This window comes from Methanosarcina barkeri 3 (genome assembly GCF_000970305.1).
Lineage (GTDB): Archaea > Halobacteriota > Methanosarcinia > Methanosarcinales > Methanosarcinaceae > Methanosarcina > Methanosarcina barkeri_A.
In genome coordinates, this window is the sequence record NZ_CP009517.1 from 1,989,152 (window position 1) to 2,004,728 (window position 15,577).

Sequence of the window (15,577 nt, forward strand, 5' to 3'; positions counted from 1 at the left end):
GTCAGATTTAAATCACTATTCAAGTTTAAGTGACTATTTTGAGAATTAAACAGCTTTATACACAGAAGTTCCAGATATATAAAACCTCAGAGAAAAAAAATAGAGCTATGATAAACTTATTTAATAAATGGAAGTTATAGAGAGTAATATATGCCTGGTAATATAATATAAATAACTGATTATCGGATGTACTTATAACCAACCAGTAACTGATTATCAAAAGTACCTCTAAACAATAACTAATTATCATGTACCTATAACCGACAAATTATTATCCGGATAAGGTTACAGGCTATAAAGGGGTTTCTCTGGATAGGAAGGCTGGACAGAAAACTCAAGACATAAAAATTCCATTACAGACCCTCTGGGGTTAAAATCTACCTGATCAAAGGCATTGAAATAAAAAGACGGCTAATATACAAACAGGTAGTTCCATAATGTACAATCCGAAGAAATCGGAAAAAATCTGGTACCCATATATTTTATGCGATTCTTAAAATAAAAGTTATAATCAAAAAGACAACTATTTTCGGGATGATCTATGGAAGAAATACAGTTGAAGGTTGAAAAAGCATATCCTATCGACCTTGGAAGAGGAATTATCCGACTTGACCCTACAACTTTGCTGAAGCTTCAGCTCTCGCCAGGCGACATCGTGGAAATAAGAGGTAAGAAAAAGACCACGGCAAAGGTGTGGAGAGCTGACAGGCAGGACTGGGACCAGGGACTCGTGAGAATTGATAACTTCATCCGGCAAAATGCAGGAGTTTCCATAGGAGAGAAGGTAACCATCAAAAAGGTTGAAGCCCCGGAAGCAAAAAAGCTTGTTCTGGCGCTTCCTGAAAGCATGACACAGGGGGGACCTGAACTTCAGTTCGGGGAACATGCAAATGAAATCATAAAAAGGCATATTCTCAAAAGACCAGTTTTCAGGGGAGACATAATTCCTATAATAAATTCAATGTCTCAACCAATGACAGAATCCCTTACTACAAGCCAGGTAATTCCTCTGGTTGCTGTTGAGACTGATCCTGCAAATACAATTGTCCTTGTTACGGAAGCAACACTTATCGAACTGCGTAAAAAGCCGGTGCAGGGATACGAAAAAGCAACCCGAGGCGTAACTACCTATGAAGACATAGGAGGCCTCGGGGATGAAATTATGCGTGTCCGGGAAATGATAGAGCTGCCCATGAAGCATCCAGAACTTTTCGGCCACCTGAATATCGAACCTCCGAAAGGAGTCATTCTCTATGGCCCACCCGGAACCGGGAAAACCCTGATTGCAAAAGCCGTAGCCAATGAATCAGGAGCAAGTTTCCATTATATTGCAGGCCCTGAAATCGTAGGGAAATTCTATGGAGAAAGTGAAGAAAGGCTCAGGAAGATCTTCGAAGAAGCAACTCAGGATGCTCCATCGGTCATTTTCATTGATGAAATCGACTCTATTGCTCCAAAAAGAGAGAATGTAACAGGAGAAGTGGAAAGACGTGTGGTTGCCCAGCTCCTGACCCTGCTTGATGGAATGGTAGAAAGAGGGCAGGTTGTGGTTATAGGAGCCACAAACCGTGTGGATGCGATTGATCCGGCACTCAGAAGACCAGGCCGTTTTGACAGGGAAATACATATCGGTGTGCCTGATACCAAGGACAGGTATGAAATCCTGCAGATCCATACCAGGGGCATGCCTATAGAAAGAGATGAGGAAACTGAGGAGATCGGAAAAGCCGAAACCGAAGTAGATGAGGCTACCCTGGAGAGGGAGAGAAAAGAAAAAGCAGACAAATACCTGATGTATCTGGCTGAAAGAACCCAGGGATTTGTAGGTGCAGATCTGCTGGCTCTCGTGCAGGAGGCTGCCATGCGGTGCCTCAGGGAAAATCTGCCTGACCTTGACCTTGAAAAGGAAGCAATTCCACCTGAGAGGCTGGAAAAAATCGTTGTAACCAAGAAAAACTTTGAAGATGCACTGACTGAGGCAGAACCTTCGGCTCTTAGAGAAATTTATGTAGAAATGCCCACAGTTGGATGGAATGATGTGGGAGGGCTCGATGAAGCAAAGCAGTCCATTATTGAGGCTGTGGAATGGCCCATCAGAAATCCGGAAAAGTTCATTCACATGGGCATAAAAGCTCCAAGAGGAATCCTGCTTTACGGTCCTCCAGGAACCGGAAAGACCCTGATAGCCAAGGCTGTTTCCAAGGAGTCAAATGCAAACTTCATAAGCGTCAAAGGGCCTGAGATTTTCTCAAAGTGGCTTGGAGAATCGGAAAAAGCTATACGTGAAACCTTCAGGAAAGCCAGGCAGGTCGCTCCCTGTGTGATTTTCTTTGACGAAATTGATTCGATTGCTTCTATGCCAGGAATGGAATCCACGGACAGCCGCACTTCAGAGAGAGTGCTTAACCAGCTCCTGACCGAGATGGATGGGCTTGAATCCCTAAGAGATGTGGTAGTTATTGCCGCAACCAATCGTCCTAATCTGCTGGACCCTGCAATTCTGCGTCCAGGACGCTTTGACAGGCTGGTTTTCATTGGTTCTCCTGACTGGAAAGGCAGGCTCAAGATCTTCAGGATCCATACAAAAGACACACCCCTTGCTGAAGATGTGAACCTTGAAACCCTTGCAAATGAAACTGAGGGTTACGTAGGTGCCGATATCGAATCCGTGTGTAGGGAAGCCGTAATGATTGCCCTGAGGGAGAACTTCGATATAGAATCTGTAGAAATGAGACACTTCAGGGAAGCTCTGAAGAAGGTAAAACCCACTATTACGGAAAATATTGCTCAGTTCTACGAAAAAATCGAGGCACAGTTCAAAGGAGGCCAGAGGCTCACAGATACATCTGGATACATCGGTTACAGGTAAAATTACAGGTATAATCATGTAAGGGTTACTGGTAAATTACAGATAAACTACAGGTAAGAATTTAATCCAGTAACTCTTTAGAAGAGTAGTTTTAAAAGGAAAAAGTTTTAAAGATCCTGGTTTCAAATGGAATAAAATATCCAAAGTGGAAAGCCAGCTTTACCCAAACCGATAACATACTGCGAACGGAGATACGATAAAATGTCGAAGGAATTTGCAAAGAACCTCTTTAACAAGCAGGTAATGGCTACCGACGGAACAGAAATAGGAACATTGAGTAACGTTGTAGTCGAGATTAAAGGGGGAAATATTATTGACATGGTGGTTGCCCCTAATGTCAATTTAGACACTTCCAGGTACAGGAAAGCGGATAACTTTATCCTCATTCCTTTCGATTCCGTAAGTGCCATTAAAGACTATATAATAATAGATAAGATGAAAGCAAAGACAAGCTAAAATCTAAAGAGGAAGGGAACGAAAAATTCCTTTCCTTTCTGACATTACATTTGTTTTCTTATTACATTTGTTTTCTTATTTTTCATTAAACAGAGGAACTCTCCTTTTAGTTCCTCCTGCTTTCGTTAAAACTTGCTTTCGTTAAAACTCCTTTCGTTAAAATTTGCCTTTGTTAAAAGAATTTTTTATTTTAGTGTAATTTTTTCGACCCAAAAGGGCTTTTCTAATTACAGTTTTAACCACAATTTTCCTTTTAGCAAGGAAGTAAATGGAAAAATAAGTTATTCAATTGTTTTTCGCAGTAAAATTACTGGGTTTGATATTTTTAAAATTATGCACTTAATTTTCAGTGTTAGAAATGCCTTATTTTTGTGTATAAAGTGTGCTATTAACTATAACAAATTAAAAAGAGATCTGCAACACTAAAAATTGTTTTTGGGATAAATGTCAACTAGCTATAATATCAACTAACTATAATATCAACCAACTAATAGTGCACGACCCAAATGTAGCTCTAATTGGAAAACAACAACTGAATAAAGAAAGATACTTGTTAAAAAATTAAACCCGGAAATAGTAGTAATACCTATAATTTAATGCAAACTAATAAATTTGGGTTGACCAGGAGAAATGGATACTTCTAAAATACGACACATATGATAAGAATGGCAATCTTACAATGACTTACAGGTTCAGGATCTAAAGTAAATACTGGAATTCCTGGTTTTGAATTTGTTTTTGAAATCCCGTTTGAGGCAAAAATAATTGATCATGTTAAGTGCATTCTTTAATATTGCATAATTTATAATGGGAAGTGATGATCATTGAACAAAATTGATAAATGCCTAAATAAAAATAAAAATTTATATTATATTTCACGACTGATTATTTTTTTTCTTGCATCAAGTATTATTACGGGATATATGCATAGTGACATAATATATGGAATAAAAAATGGGATTATTACTGTAGTCGGACTAACAATTTTTATAATTTTTTATGAAAGGCACAGAAACAAAAAAAGAAATGTTTGACGCATGATTGGACTTGAATGTGCATTCAAAAAAATATTCAAGAACTGAATATATCCTATTTTCCAGAGTAAAATTTCCGCATTTTCCGTAGATGAGAAAACAATCAAAGTACTGAGATTGATGGGGAAAAATACAAAGAAAATTATGTGTGAAAAATAGTGTGAAAGTAGGATTCAAAAAAGATTTATAAGATTTACTATAAAATAATTTTATCAAGATTTAGTTTCCTGAATTACTGTTTACGTTTCAAAAAGGACTTCGAGAGCTGTTCTCTTTGTTTTGCTTCCCAAATTTTCTGTTCAATAACTTTATTTTCTCTATAAATTTTTTCAATTGATTTAATATAATTTTTTCCATTTTCACTTATTTCATAAGTGCCGTGGTGTGTTTTTTCCACCAGATTGCTATCTTTTAATTCGGCTAAATGATTGGCCAGCGCCGATTTTTTAATATCCATCCGTTCAAGAAGCATTTGGAATGTCGAAGGTCCGTTTAAAAGAAGGACTAGAATCGTAAACCGGTTAATATGGGCGATTGTTTTTAAAATAGAAACGATATCACCGGAAGAACTAATTAGAAATTCTTGTGATGGATCCAAGTCGCTTTTTTTATCCATGACTAAGTTGTTTTTTTAATTAAATAAATATTTTTTCTAAACTAATACCTTGAGATATTTTATTCTTGACATGTTGTTCATAAAAACATGGAATATTATTCCATTAAAGAGTGAATTTTTAATATCATGAATTCCAACCTCTATATACAATTATTTTGCTTACGCATTTGAAACCCAAACCAAGCACAAACTAAAAGCAAATCAAACAAAATAAAAAATAATAAACAACAACCACATAATGAAAAACGATCAAAAGTAATGATAAAAGATCAAACATAATGGGAAGCAATTAAAAATAATGATAAATGGTCAAACATACGAGCAACGATCAAACACAAGATAACAAACGGATACATATTTTAAACATTTTCCAACACAATAAATAACGAATTAATACATATTTATGCAGCTTTCAGTTTTTATCTACTGGTTTTTCAGTTCATTGCGTAAGTAAAAAGTTAGAGGAGAACTTAACGTGGAAATCAAACTGAAAATCGTGGAAGAACATCAAGTAGCTAGTATTTCTCATGAAGGTTCGGTAGAGGACATGGGAGAAATAATCGGAGAATTAGCAGGATGGATCAAACAAAAAGGACTCCTAATTACTCAACCCCCTTTTTCGGTATATTACACTAGCCCAACTGAAGTACCGCCAGAAAAAATGAAATATGAGGTTGGAGTACCCTTTCAGGGAGATGCATACGGCGATGAGAGAGTAAAAGTAAAAATTATGCCAAAACACAAAATTGTATCAGCTATCCACAAAGGTCCCTATGAAGAAATAGGTTCAGTGTACGCTGAGGTGATGCAGTACATTATTGAAAGTGGTCATGAGATGATTGGAGCTCCGCGAGAAGTTTACATTAACACTCCGGGGGAAGTTCCTGATGAAGAGCTCCTGACAGAAGTTATATTTCCTGTTATAAGTTTAGAAAATTGTGCAGATTCAAGCAACTATTCAAGTTTAAGAGGACAACCTGAAGAGCCCGCAAAACAGGAAAATGCCATTAAGATTTCGCCAATCGGATATGTAAGGAAAGATGGCATGAAGACATCCCTGGAAATTATTGACAAATACATTCCCGGCTTAAAAGAACTAAATAATTTCAGTCATGTAATCGTGCTCTGGTGGGCAAGTATGATTGACAACAGTGAACATCGGAATGTGCTTCAGGTCTATCCTCCATACTCACTGGACAGACTAACCGGAATATTTGCAACTCGTGCGGAATATCGTCCAAATCCCATATCAATAACAACATGCAAAATAGAAGACATTAACGAAAAAGAAGGGATCGTACATGTGTCCAATCTTGATGCTTGCGATGGAACCCCTATTATAGATTTAAAAGCTTATTTCCCCTCGTTTGACAGGGTGGAAAAGCCAGAAATCCCCAGATGGCTTTCTTTCCTCTGGCCAGATTGGGCTTATGGCCAGTAAGGATAAAAACAAGTAGTTAATAGGGGTTAACTTAAAGTGTACTATCGAGAAGTACATTTTTTGTTTCTTTTTTCGGAAGAATGCATATGGCTACCAATAACTTTCCAAAACCCTTGAAAATAAAAATCATTGATGAAGGACCCTTGAGATTAATAGGTTGCGTCTATTACGGCAACCCGTTTCATTTAAAAGAAGAATGGAACGTAGAAAATGAAATTGGACTACTCTGGAAGCGCTTTTATGGCCTGTATGAGAAATCTGGTGAAAAACTTGAAAATACAGTGAATGACGTTACTTATGAGGCACATGTCCAACCAGATGACTATGATGAAACTGGAAAATTTTACGTATATGTAGGCCTTGAAGTCAAGAAAATCGATGAAATGCCCCTTGAGATGTTTTGCAAGATTTTTCCCTCCACTGGTTACGCAGTGTTCACCTTCAAAGGAAGAGAAATGTTCAGAGGAGGAGAATTCATCTGGAAAGAGTGGCTGCCTGATTCTGAATACGAAGAAGCCTATCCCTATTTGATATTAGCTTATCATAAAAACCGTTACTTTGGACTGGATAACGAAAACTCAGAAGTTGAGTATTATATTCCTATAAAATCAAAAAAGGGCTAATTTTTCGGTATTCTTAGGTCTCTTAGTTTTCTTTTTTTATATTTAACTAAAGTCTGCCGTCCCTTTTTTGAAGACCAAAAAAGGTGTAATTTAATATTTGAAAAACATAAGAAACCTTCAAATCAAAATTGTACTGACTTACCTTCTGCAAACAATAGAATATATCTCAAAAACCACTCAAAAATCCGGTAAAGGAAATAATAACCCGATAGTTTAATTTGGTCAGAAATTAATCACTGAAAAACGAAACTGATAAATTATATTATCGTCAACGGTTACTGGGAAGTTTTCCATTCCCACAGCAAGCTAGCAAGGTATTTGAGTGAAATAAAAAGTAAGATTAAAAACTTAGACGATATTATCAAGTTGTGGAATCCAAAATGATTCTGAGACAGCTTTGTTGATATATTTTTAGACATTCTTTTCTACATTAAAGTTTACTTTGTCTATATCTTTTTATTAACCAGTATAAAGTCAAAATAACTATAACTACCATTCCTATAATTTCAGGAATGAAAGCACGCGAGAACTCAAGCTCAAAAGACTTTTCTAACATATTGGATAAATATTCTATTCCTGTGTAGTCAGAGTGATCTTTAGGAAAACTTAATCCGAGGAATGGCCAAAATAAAGTTGCAGGTTTTGCCCACATCTGGTCTTCCATAAGGTGAAAAAATGACCCTGAAGCAAGGGAGAGAACTTTGATATCTCTTTTTTTATTATACAAGTACAAACCTATCAGGAAAAGAACAAAGAATAACAATAAGGTATGCCCTATAATACGTCCATTTTCAAACGTAGAAGCAAAGATAACTCTGCCTAGAGGTTTATCTATTAAGTCAGGAAGAAGAGCTCCAATAGCCAGATATCTTGGATCTATGATAGTTCTTATCCGTGGTACAAAAATTCCAAGTCCAAAAAATATCCCTAATGTAACCCCAATATGTCCAAAAAGAAGCATCAAATATTAAACATTTCTTCTTTTATATAGAAACAACGCCTGTTTTGTAAGGTTGAAAATGAAAATAATTGCTCAATTAGAAAGTAGCTATGCCAGCAAAAGAAACATCAAGCCCGTGTGATGTCAAGCTTATGTGATGTCAAGCTTATGTGATGTCAAGCTTATGTGATGTCAAGCTTATGTGATGTCAAGCTTATGTGATGTCAAGCTTATGTGATGTCAAGCTTATGTGATGTCAAGCTTATGTGATTTGAACAAATGTTCCTAAATTTTGGCTATATTGTGCCGGATGAGTGAATGCAAACTACCCACTCAAAAAGTGAAGAGCCGCTTTTTCTATTGAATTGTTCCTGGGAATACTCAATGCGCTTTTTTTCAAAAGTCAAACTTGGATAAATTGAAAATAAATGTTTACGCCCGAATGACACTCCCATAACAATTATAAAGGAGACTGTATAGAATAATTAAAAATTAATAAATGAGAGGTGTCAAAAAATACTTAAAAAGAACTGCAAATACGATAATTGAACAGTCTATTCTTATAACTGGTGGTATGATCTCTGAAAAAATATAATTCAGCAAGTATCCATGAACGTAAAGAGTTGAAATGTTTTGAAGAGGCGTGGCAAAACTGGCTTGCGTGCGACAATGAATACGCTCGAAGGGATGTTGAAATGATGGAGACTGAGGGCGAAAATTATTTTAATCTGGTTTCAATTGTGGCTACTAAGTTGTAAGTTTAAAATCTTTTGAAAAACTCTCTCCTGATCTTTTGGCTCAGTTATATAACATAATTTTTGCCTGCCTTGCAGCTAATAAATACACACGATTAAGGGAATGAGAACCGTATGCGAGTTTTTGAAAGACCTGGACCAGTTAACACAGATGAGGTTGTTAACTTTGTTAGAGAAAAATCAAATCTTGTAGAATATATTGTTGTTGCTTCCATAACTGGAGAAAGTGCTGTAAAAATTGCCCGAAATATTACCAATAAGACCATAATTTGTGTTACCTGTCCTCAGGGTATGTATTGGGAAATAGATCAAATGGAAAAAGATGTTTTTAGTGATATTCCTGAGCTGGAGGATATAAAAAATAACTGGGTACAGGAGGGATTACACCGTGTTCCGATGAACATTACCGAAAAAAACAGAGTTGTACTGGATCAACTTGATGTAAAAATAGTTAAGGGAACAATTCCTTTTTTCGGACCTAGTTTTTCTATGAGATTGCATCTCCACCAGGTCACATCCCTCGATATTATAGCAAAAACACTTGAACTAATTTCTCCGGGGACTCTAGTGTGCTTAGAAAGTGTATTGATGTCAACTGACGCTGGAGTTATTCCTGAAGGAGAGCTTGTGCTAGCATGTGCAGGTACCGAGAGAGGGCTCGATACTGCATGGATAATGAGAAGTTGTGCCTCGGCAAATATGTTTCACCCCTCAAAAGGGTTCAGGTTTGTTGAGTTACTGGCAAAGCCTGGAATTGCTTTGCAACCTGATATAAATATTGAATATTTGAGATAAAGGATCAATCGTACACAGATAACTCGAAATCATCTGACAGCCAACATAAGTACATTTCTCGCTATGTAGATAGTGTTATCAATAGTAGGAAATAGCCGTTACAGATCAGTAGTAGGAAATATCATTCCAGATCAGTAGTAGAACATAGCATTCCAGAAACCATCATTTCAGGAGAGAATTCACTATGAGGATCTACCAGGTAGACGCATTCACAGAAAAACCGTTTTCGGGAAATCCAGCAGGAATATGTGTTCTAAATGAGAAGCCGGAAGAGAAACTAATGCAGAACATAGCTCGTGAGATGAACCTGTCTGAGACTGCGTTTCTTGTTAAAGAAGGTGAGAAGTACAATCTGAGATGGTTTACCCCAAACGCAGAAGTCGATCTGTGCGGACATGCAACATTAGCAAGTGCTCACATTCTATGGGAAAAAGGATACTTAAGAAAGGACATAGAGGCAAAGTTCAGCACAAAAAGCGGTTTATTGACAGCAAAAATGAGTGATGGATGGATTGAACTAAATTTTCCGGCACTACCTGAAGAAAAAACAGAACCTTCAGTAGAGTTATTGGAAGCGCTTGGAACTCAAGCAACCTACGTTGGGAAGAATAAGTTTGATTATCTGGTAGAAGTTGAGTCGGAAGAGATAGTCACAACGATGAAGCCAGATTTCATGAAACTTTTGAAATTGCCGACAAGAGGAGTAATTGTTACAAGCAGAGCCAAGGAGTATGACTTTGTGTCAAGATTTTTTGCGCCGCAAATAGGTGTATTGGAAGATCCAGTTACAGGATCGGCTCACTGCTGTTTGGGACCCTACTGGCAAAAAAAGCTGAACAAAGATGAGTTTATTGCATCCCAAGCTTCGAAACGCGGAGGTATCCTGAGAGTAAAACTTGCCGGTGACAGGGTTTTAATTGTAGGAAAAGCAGTAACAGTGCTGGAAGGAGAACTATTGATATAAAAATAAGAGACTTCAGGCGTAACAATAAATGACGGAGCACCAGAATCTGAGCTATCGTACAAAATAGACCTGGAATATGAATATTTTTGATTTAGCAAAATAATTTTATTTGACAGGAGTCTGCTAATTAATGAGAGTAGATAGTATAAACCACTGGGATATTGCTGCTGAAACTTATAGTGAAGAAAACAATCAGGGAAGAAATTTTCATTCTCAAATATACCTGGCTGCTGTCAATGAGTTATTAGGAAATGTAAAAGGAAAACGTGTTCTCGATGCAGGATGCGGTGACGGCTTCTTTTCGTTAGAACTTGCACGAAAAGGAGCGTTAGTTAAAGCTGTTGACGGTTCAGATGCTATGTTAAACATAGCAAAACGCAAGCATGTCCACCATAATCTTCAATATTACAATATGAACTTGACCAGGAAGTTAACTTTTGAAGATAGGTTCTTTGACATTGTTGTGGCCAATATGTTACTGATGGATATTCCTGAGATTAACTCATTTGTTTCTGAAGTAGCCAGAGTATTAAAAAAGCCTGGAACTTTTATTTTCTCAGTAACACATCCATGCTTCTTTTTAAGTGATTGGGAGGAAAACAAAAATAACATTAAAGTGTATAAAAAAATTGGGAACTATCTGGATGAAAGAGTAGAAGAACTAAACTTTTGGGGCAAAACACTACATTATCATAGACCTTTATCAAGGTACATAGAAGCAGTTGAAAAAGCAGGAATGTACGTAAGTTCACTTAGAGAACCAGTCCCTTCAAGAGAGTCAATAGAACTGTACCCTGAACAGGAGTATCATTATAGAATTCCCTCATTTTTAGTGATGAGGGCAAAATCGATAGAAGCTTCTGACTTTACCTAAGGGTTCAGAAGGGCCTGGAATGTAGAGAAGGGATAGCAAACACGACAAACCGAACTACTGGCGCGTTTAGTGTGATTTTCAAAGAATCAAGCACTGCGATGATAATCGATATTAATGAAAAAAATGTGAGTTTTATTTACTTACAGGAAGGGGAATTGAATGGAAGTATATGGTGGTCTTCAGTTTGAAAGGTTTACGGAAGAGGATGTTGATATCCTTACACCCGTAATGAAAAGTGCGTTTGATGAGGATACTCAAAGGCATTTGAATAAGCCAACCGGGGGTCCTGATGGCTATGATAACGGAGATTTTCTACGCAAATATGCTCTAAATCCTGCTTCTCAAGCATATAAAATTTCTAAAGACGATAAACCTATCGGTGCTGTAATAGTCTGGATAAGAGAAAATAATGTAAACTTCTTAGGGAATATTTTTATTGATCCGAAGTTACAGGATAAAGGACTGGGGTTGATAATTTGGAAATTCATAGAATCAAAATATCCCGATGCTGTAAAATGGTACACAGATACGCCAGGTTTTTCCAGAAGAAACCATAATTTTTACGTAAATAAATGTGGATTTAAGATTGTAAAAATCAAAAATCCCAGAGACAAATACAATGGAACTTATATTCTGGAAAAGCAGATGAAATAATTATTATTTGTTGTGTTTTCCAATATTTCAAGTATTTTTCAGGAGAATAAGTATGGATGTAAAAATGAAAGGCATCGTAAGAGTTGTACCATACGATCACGAGTGGAAAAACGAATTTTTGAAAATAAAAGCAATGATCGTTGATTGCGCCGGTGACCTTATAGTTGGTGTTGAGCATGTCGGAAGCACAGCAGTTGAAGGTCTTGCTTCAAAACCTATTATTGACATTGACGTAGTCATTGATTCATATGATGTTTTTCCGGCTGTAAAAGACAGACTTTCAAAGACAGGATTTGAACACGAAGGAAATCTGGGTGTTGAAGGCAGAGAGGCTTTTAAAAGAACCTTTATGGACGATTTCATGCCTTACCACATGTACGTATGTCCAAAAGACGGTAAAGGTTATCTTGAGCATATAGCTTTTCGCGATTACTTAAGGGATCATCCGGAAGCTGTGAAAGCTTATGGGGAACTCAAAGTGAGATTAGCTGAACAGTTCAGAACTGACATTACATCTTATGTAAATGCTAAGCACGAATTTGTACAAAGCATCCTTAGGAATGTAAATAAAAAATAACAATATCATTTATCAGTTTATTAAAATTGTAAATAGAATTGTAAATAGAAATTGGTATATTCCCACATTGATTTGTATTTGATGCTTTTTACAAAGTTGGTTCTAAAATCCTCCCGCTCGAATTATTAAGAATATCTCAGAATTGTTTTTGTGATTTGTTTTGTGGTTAGAATCTTAATTGACTATTCTTAATTGACTATCCAAAATGCAAGATCAAAAGAAAATAGTTTTGAGTTTTTAGGTCGTATTTACTATTAGAAAGGATGATTTGTGGGAGAAGGGATGATTTGTGGAAACTGATTATAACGAACTGGCAAAAAAGTATGATTTAACAAGAAAAGAGAACATAGACACAATAAATCGATTTTTCGAAAATATTTCTTTTTATGAAGGAACAAACATACTTGATTTTGGTTGTGGAACTGGGAATTTCACCTGTGCTCTGAAGCGGATAACAAACGCTAATGTGTATGGGGTTGAACCGGCTGATGAGATGAGACAAAGAGCCATTGACAAAAGTGAGGATATCGTTTTCAAAAAAGGCAACCATGAAAAAATACCATTTAGGGACAACTTTTTCGACTTTATATATATGACTGATGTAATACATCATATACCGGACATTGGTGTAATGTTTAAAGAGCTGAATAGAGTACTTAAACAGGGCGGCTCTCTCTGTATTGTTACCGAATCCCATAAACAAATAGAATCGAGGTTCTGGGTAAAATATTTTCCAACAATTGTAGAAGTGGAAAAGAAAAGATATCCAGATATTCCTGAAATTATAGAATGTGCAAGTAATAACGGTTTTATGATCTCTATGAAAGACGTTACAGATATAGATTATAAGCACGTAATCTCTCAAAAATTTTTAATATTAGTAGAAAATAAAGGATATTCTATGTTTCATTTAATCAGTGAAAACGACTATGAATGTGGTCTTGCCGATTTAAGAAATGATTATAATAAACAAATTGAAATTGAGTACAACCACGGAGAGACACTTCTGTGGTTAAAAAAATCGTTTAAGGATTTTGAAATTCTGTCAGTTCCTGACTTATTGGATTCGATCAGCTAATAGCGGCTTCACATAAAGGTGAGGGTTAAGACAAAAAGTAGGTAGAGTATAAAGTGTTATTTGAGTATGTGTAAAGAAAGGCTCGCTATAGTCCTTAACAAGGTACTGGCACCGCCAGGAAGTAGGGCACATGTTTGTCAAAAAATTGATGCATAATAAGGAGAGCTACATAAGTGATGTGCTTGATTATTATAGCAGCTACGATGAAGAAGCAAGATTATGCAAAAGTAATGTACATAAGACTGAATACTTAACGACAATTCATTATTTTGATAAAATTATCTCACCTGGCTCGAAAATATTGGATTTAAGTGCTGGTACAGGAAAATATTCATTTTATTTAGCGAATAAGGGTCATATTGTAACGGCAGGAGACGTAGTTCCCAGGTTTATTGATATAATTGAAGAAAAAAATAAAAATTCAGCAGTGAAAGTTAATACTTATTTAGGAGATGCTAGGAACTTAGTTCATTTCAATTCGAATATTTTCGATGTAGTTCTGTGTATGGGGCCATTATACCACCTGAAGGAAAAGGCAGATAGGAAGGAGACTATCAAAGAATGCCTTCGGGTGTTAAAAAAGGGAGGAATCTGTGCTTTTGCGTATATTAACAGATTTGCCTCATATGTGCTCGAACTTAACAGGAAGGACAGATCAGCAGAATGGAAAACATTAGATGATATAATAAACAATGGTTGTAGCCCAGATGAAAAAATGCGCAGTTTTTATTTTTCATACCCTCAGGAAATTGAAAGTTTAATGTCCGAGCATAACATAGAGAAAGTTTTTCATATTGGAGTTGATGGAATAGGATATCAAGTGGCTGCAAAAATATGTGACATGAAGAAAGAAGAATATGATCTATGGTGGGCCCATCACCTGACAACATGTGAAAATGAGTCTTTGTTAGGTTATAGCCTTCATGGGCTTTTCATCGGGAGAAAAAAAACGAATTCGTGAGTTAGTTTATAAGGATGAACTGTCTTTTTCTGCGAAACGCTGTTAACAAATAGTCTCATTAGAAAAACATTTATCCCTTTGTGTCTTTTTCATTCTTTGTTTAGCTACCCTTTGTTTAGCTATCCTTTATTTAGCTATCCTTTGTTTAGTTATCCTTTGTTTAGCTATCCTTTATTTAGCTATCCTTTGTTTACTTAAACTTATTACTGTTATTATTGGATAGTTGATAGGCAACATGTCAGGCAGATTGTAATGCCGACCATAACAAAAAATTTTGGAAAAAACTGCAGCAAACTTGGATCTCAATCTTGGTAAGAAAATGATTAGCCGAATACATATTCTGGGAGCGTCAGGTTCGGGTACTACTACTCTGGCTAAAGCACTAGCAAAAGAGCTAAGGTATAAGCATTTTGATACGGATGATTATTATTGGATTCCATCAGAAATACCGTTTACCAGGCCCAGGCCTATTGAAGCGCGGCAGTCCCTTTTAAAGAAAGATCTGAAGAAACATGACAGCTGGATTTTATCAGGATCACTATGCGGATGGGGAGATATATTTATCCCGCATTTCGAGCTGGTTATTTACCTATGGATACCTCAAGATATTCGAATTAGCAGGCTGGTAAAAAGAGAAAAGGAGAGATACGGCTCAGCTATTGAACCTGGAGGAAACAGGCATGAGTTATCTAGTGAATTTATAAAGTGGGCTGAAAAGTATGATGAAGCCGATGTAGAAATAAGAAGCAAAAGACTTCACGAAATCTGGCTTTCCAGATTGGAGTGCCCGATACTAAGAATTGAGAAAGATATGACCGTAAAAGAACGTGTGAATATTGTCATGAGTATAATTTGATGAACACATGGCTTGTGTTAGCGACCAGTATATAGCAAACTAGAAAAGGTTTATTCCTCGTTCATTCCCCGTTATTTTTATTTA

General features: G+C 36.5%; 14 protein-coding genes. 12 read left to right on the forward strand and 2 right to left on the reverse strand.

The genetic code is table 11. The annotated features are described in order from the left end of the window. Positions 1 to 541: 541 nt before the first annotated feature. Entirely contained in the window at positions 542 to 2,869 is a 2,328-nt protein-coding gene (locus MSBR3_RS08000) for a CDC48 family AAA ATPase (protein ID WP_048107455.1), read from the forward strand. Positions 2,870 to 3,070: 201 nt separating this feature from the next. After that, positions 3,071 to 3,325, forward strand: coding sequence for a PRC-barrel domain-containing protein (locus MSBR3_RS08005; RefSeq protein ID WP_048107456.1), 255 nt, complete (start codon positions 3,071 to 3,073; stop codon positions 3,323 to 3,325). Positions 3,326 to 4,591: 1,266 nt separating this feature from the next. Here MSBR3_RS08005 and MSBR3_RS08015 read toward each other — a convergent pair. After that, positions 4,592 to 4,975 (reverse strand): ArsR/SmtB family transcription factor, encoded by a 384-nt coding sequence (locus MSBR3_RS08015; protein WP_048107458.1) that lies wholly within the window; start codon positions 4,973 to 4,975, stop codon positions 4,592 to 4,594. A gap of 475 nt (positions 4,976 to 5,450) precedes the next feature. Here MSBR3_RS08015 and tsaA point away from each other — a divergent pair, with 475 nt between their 5' ends. Both tsaA and MSBR3_RS08030 read left to right on the forward strand, forming a co-directional pair. Next, positions 5,451 to 6,416 carry a tRNA (N6-threonylcarbamoyladenosine(37)-N6)-methyltransferase TrmO gene (tsaA, locus tag MSBR3_RS18880; RefSeq protein ID WP_052723327.1) on the forward strand — a complete coding sequence of 322 codons (966 nt, stop codon included), beginning with the start codon at positions 5,451 to 5,453 and terminating at the stop codon, positions 6,414 to 6,416. An 86-nt stretch (positions 6,417 to 6,502) separates the two neighbouring features. Continuing rightward, complete coding sequence (locus MSBR3_RS08030; protein ID WP_048107459.1) at positions 6,503 to 7,039, forward strand: GyrI-like domain-containing protein; 537 nt, start codon at positions 6,503 to 6,505, stop codon at positions 7,037 to 7,039. 430 nt (positions 7,040 to 7,469) lie between these two features. Here MSBR3_RS08030 and MSBR3_RS08035 read toward each other — a convergent pair whose 3' ends face one another. Further along, positions 7,470 to 8,000: a metal-dependent hydrolase gene (locus tag MSBR3_RS08035; protein WP_048107460.1), complete on the reverse strand. Its 531-nt coding sequence runs from the start codon at positions 7,998 to 8,000 to the stop codon at positions 7,470 to 7,472. An 848-nt stretch (positions 8,001 to 8,848) separates the two neighbouring features. Here MSBR3_RS08035 and MSBR3_RS08040 point away from each other — a divergent pair. From MSBR3_RS08040 to MSBR3_RS08075, 8 genes are all read left to right on the forward strand, one after another. After that, complete coding sequence (locus tag MSBR3_RS08040; protein ID WP_048107461.1) at positions 8,849 to 9,529, forward strand: pyruvate kinase alpha/beta domain-containing protein; 681 nt, start codon at positions 8,849 to 8,851, stop codon at positions 9,527 to 9,529. A gap of 184 nt (positions 9,530 to 9,713) precedes the next feature. After that, positions 9,714 to 10,493, forward strand: a complete 780-nt coding sequence (locus MSBR3_RS08045) for a PhzF family phenazine biosynthesis protein (RefSeq protein WP_048107462.1) — start codon at positions 9,714 to 9,716, stop codon at positions 10,491 to 10,493. 130 nt (positions 10,494 to 10,623) lie between these two features. Next, complete coding sequence (locus MSBR3_RS08050) at positions 10,624 to 11,367, forward strand: class I SAM-dependent methyltransferase (protein ID WP_048107463.1); 744 nt, start codon at positions 10,624 to 10,626, stop codon at positions 11,365 to 11,367. 159 nt (positions 11,368 to 11,526) lie between these two features. Then, a complete protein-coding gene (locus MSBR3_RS08055; RefSeq protein ID WP_048107464.1) occupies positions 11,527 to 12,021 on the forward strand; it encodes a GNAT family N-acetyltransferase in 495 nt (164 codons plus the stop codon). Between the two features lie 52 nt (positions 12,022 to 12,073). Further along, entirely contained in the window at positions 12,074 to 12,598 is a 525-nt protein-coding gene (locus MSBR3_RS08060) for a GrpB family protein (protein WP_048107465.1), read from the forward strand. A gap of 289 nt (positions 12,599 to 12,887) precedes the next feature. Further along, positions 12,888 to 13,676 (forward strand): class I SAM-dependent methyltransferase, encoded by a 789-nt coding sequence (locus MSBR3_RS19390; RefSeq protein WP_230627970.1) that lies wholly within the window; start codon positions 12,888 to 12,890, stop codon positions 13,674 to 13,676. Between the two features lie 130 nt (positions 13,677 to 13,806). Then, positions 13,807 to 14,637 (forward strand): class I SAM-dependent methyltransferase, encoded by an 831-nt coding sequence (locus MSBR3_RS08070; protein WP_048107466.1) that lies wholly within the window; start codon positions 13,807 to 13,809, stop codon positions 14,635 to 14,637. A gap of 319 nt (positions 14,638 to 14,956) precedes the next feature. Beyond that, positions 14,957 to 15,493 carry an AAA family ATPase gene (locus MSBR3_RS08075; RefSeq protein ID WP_048110197.1) on the forward strand — a complete coding sequence of 179 codons (537 nt, stop codon included), beginning with the start codon at positions 14,957 to 14,959 and terminating at the stop codon, positions 15,491 to 15,493. Positions 15,494 to 15,577: the final 84 nt, after the last annotated feature.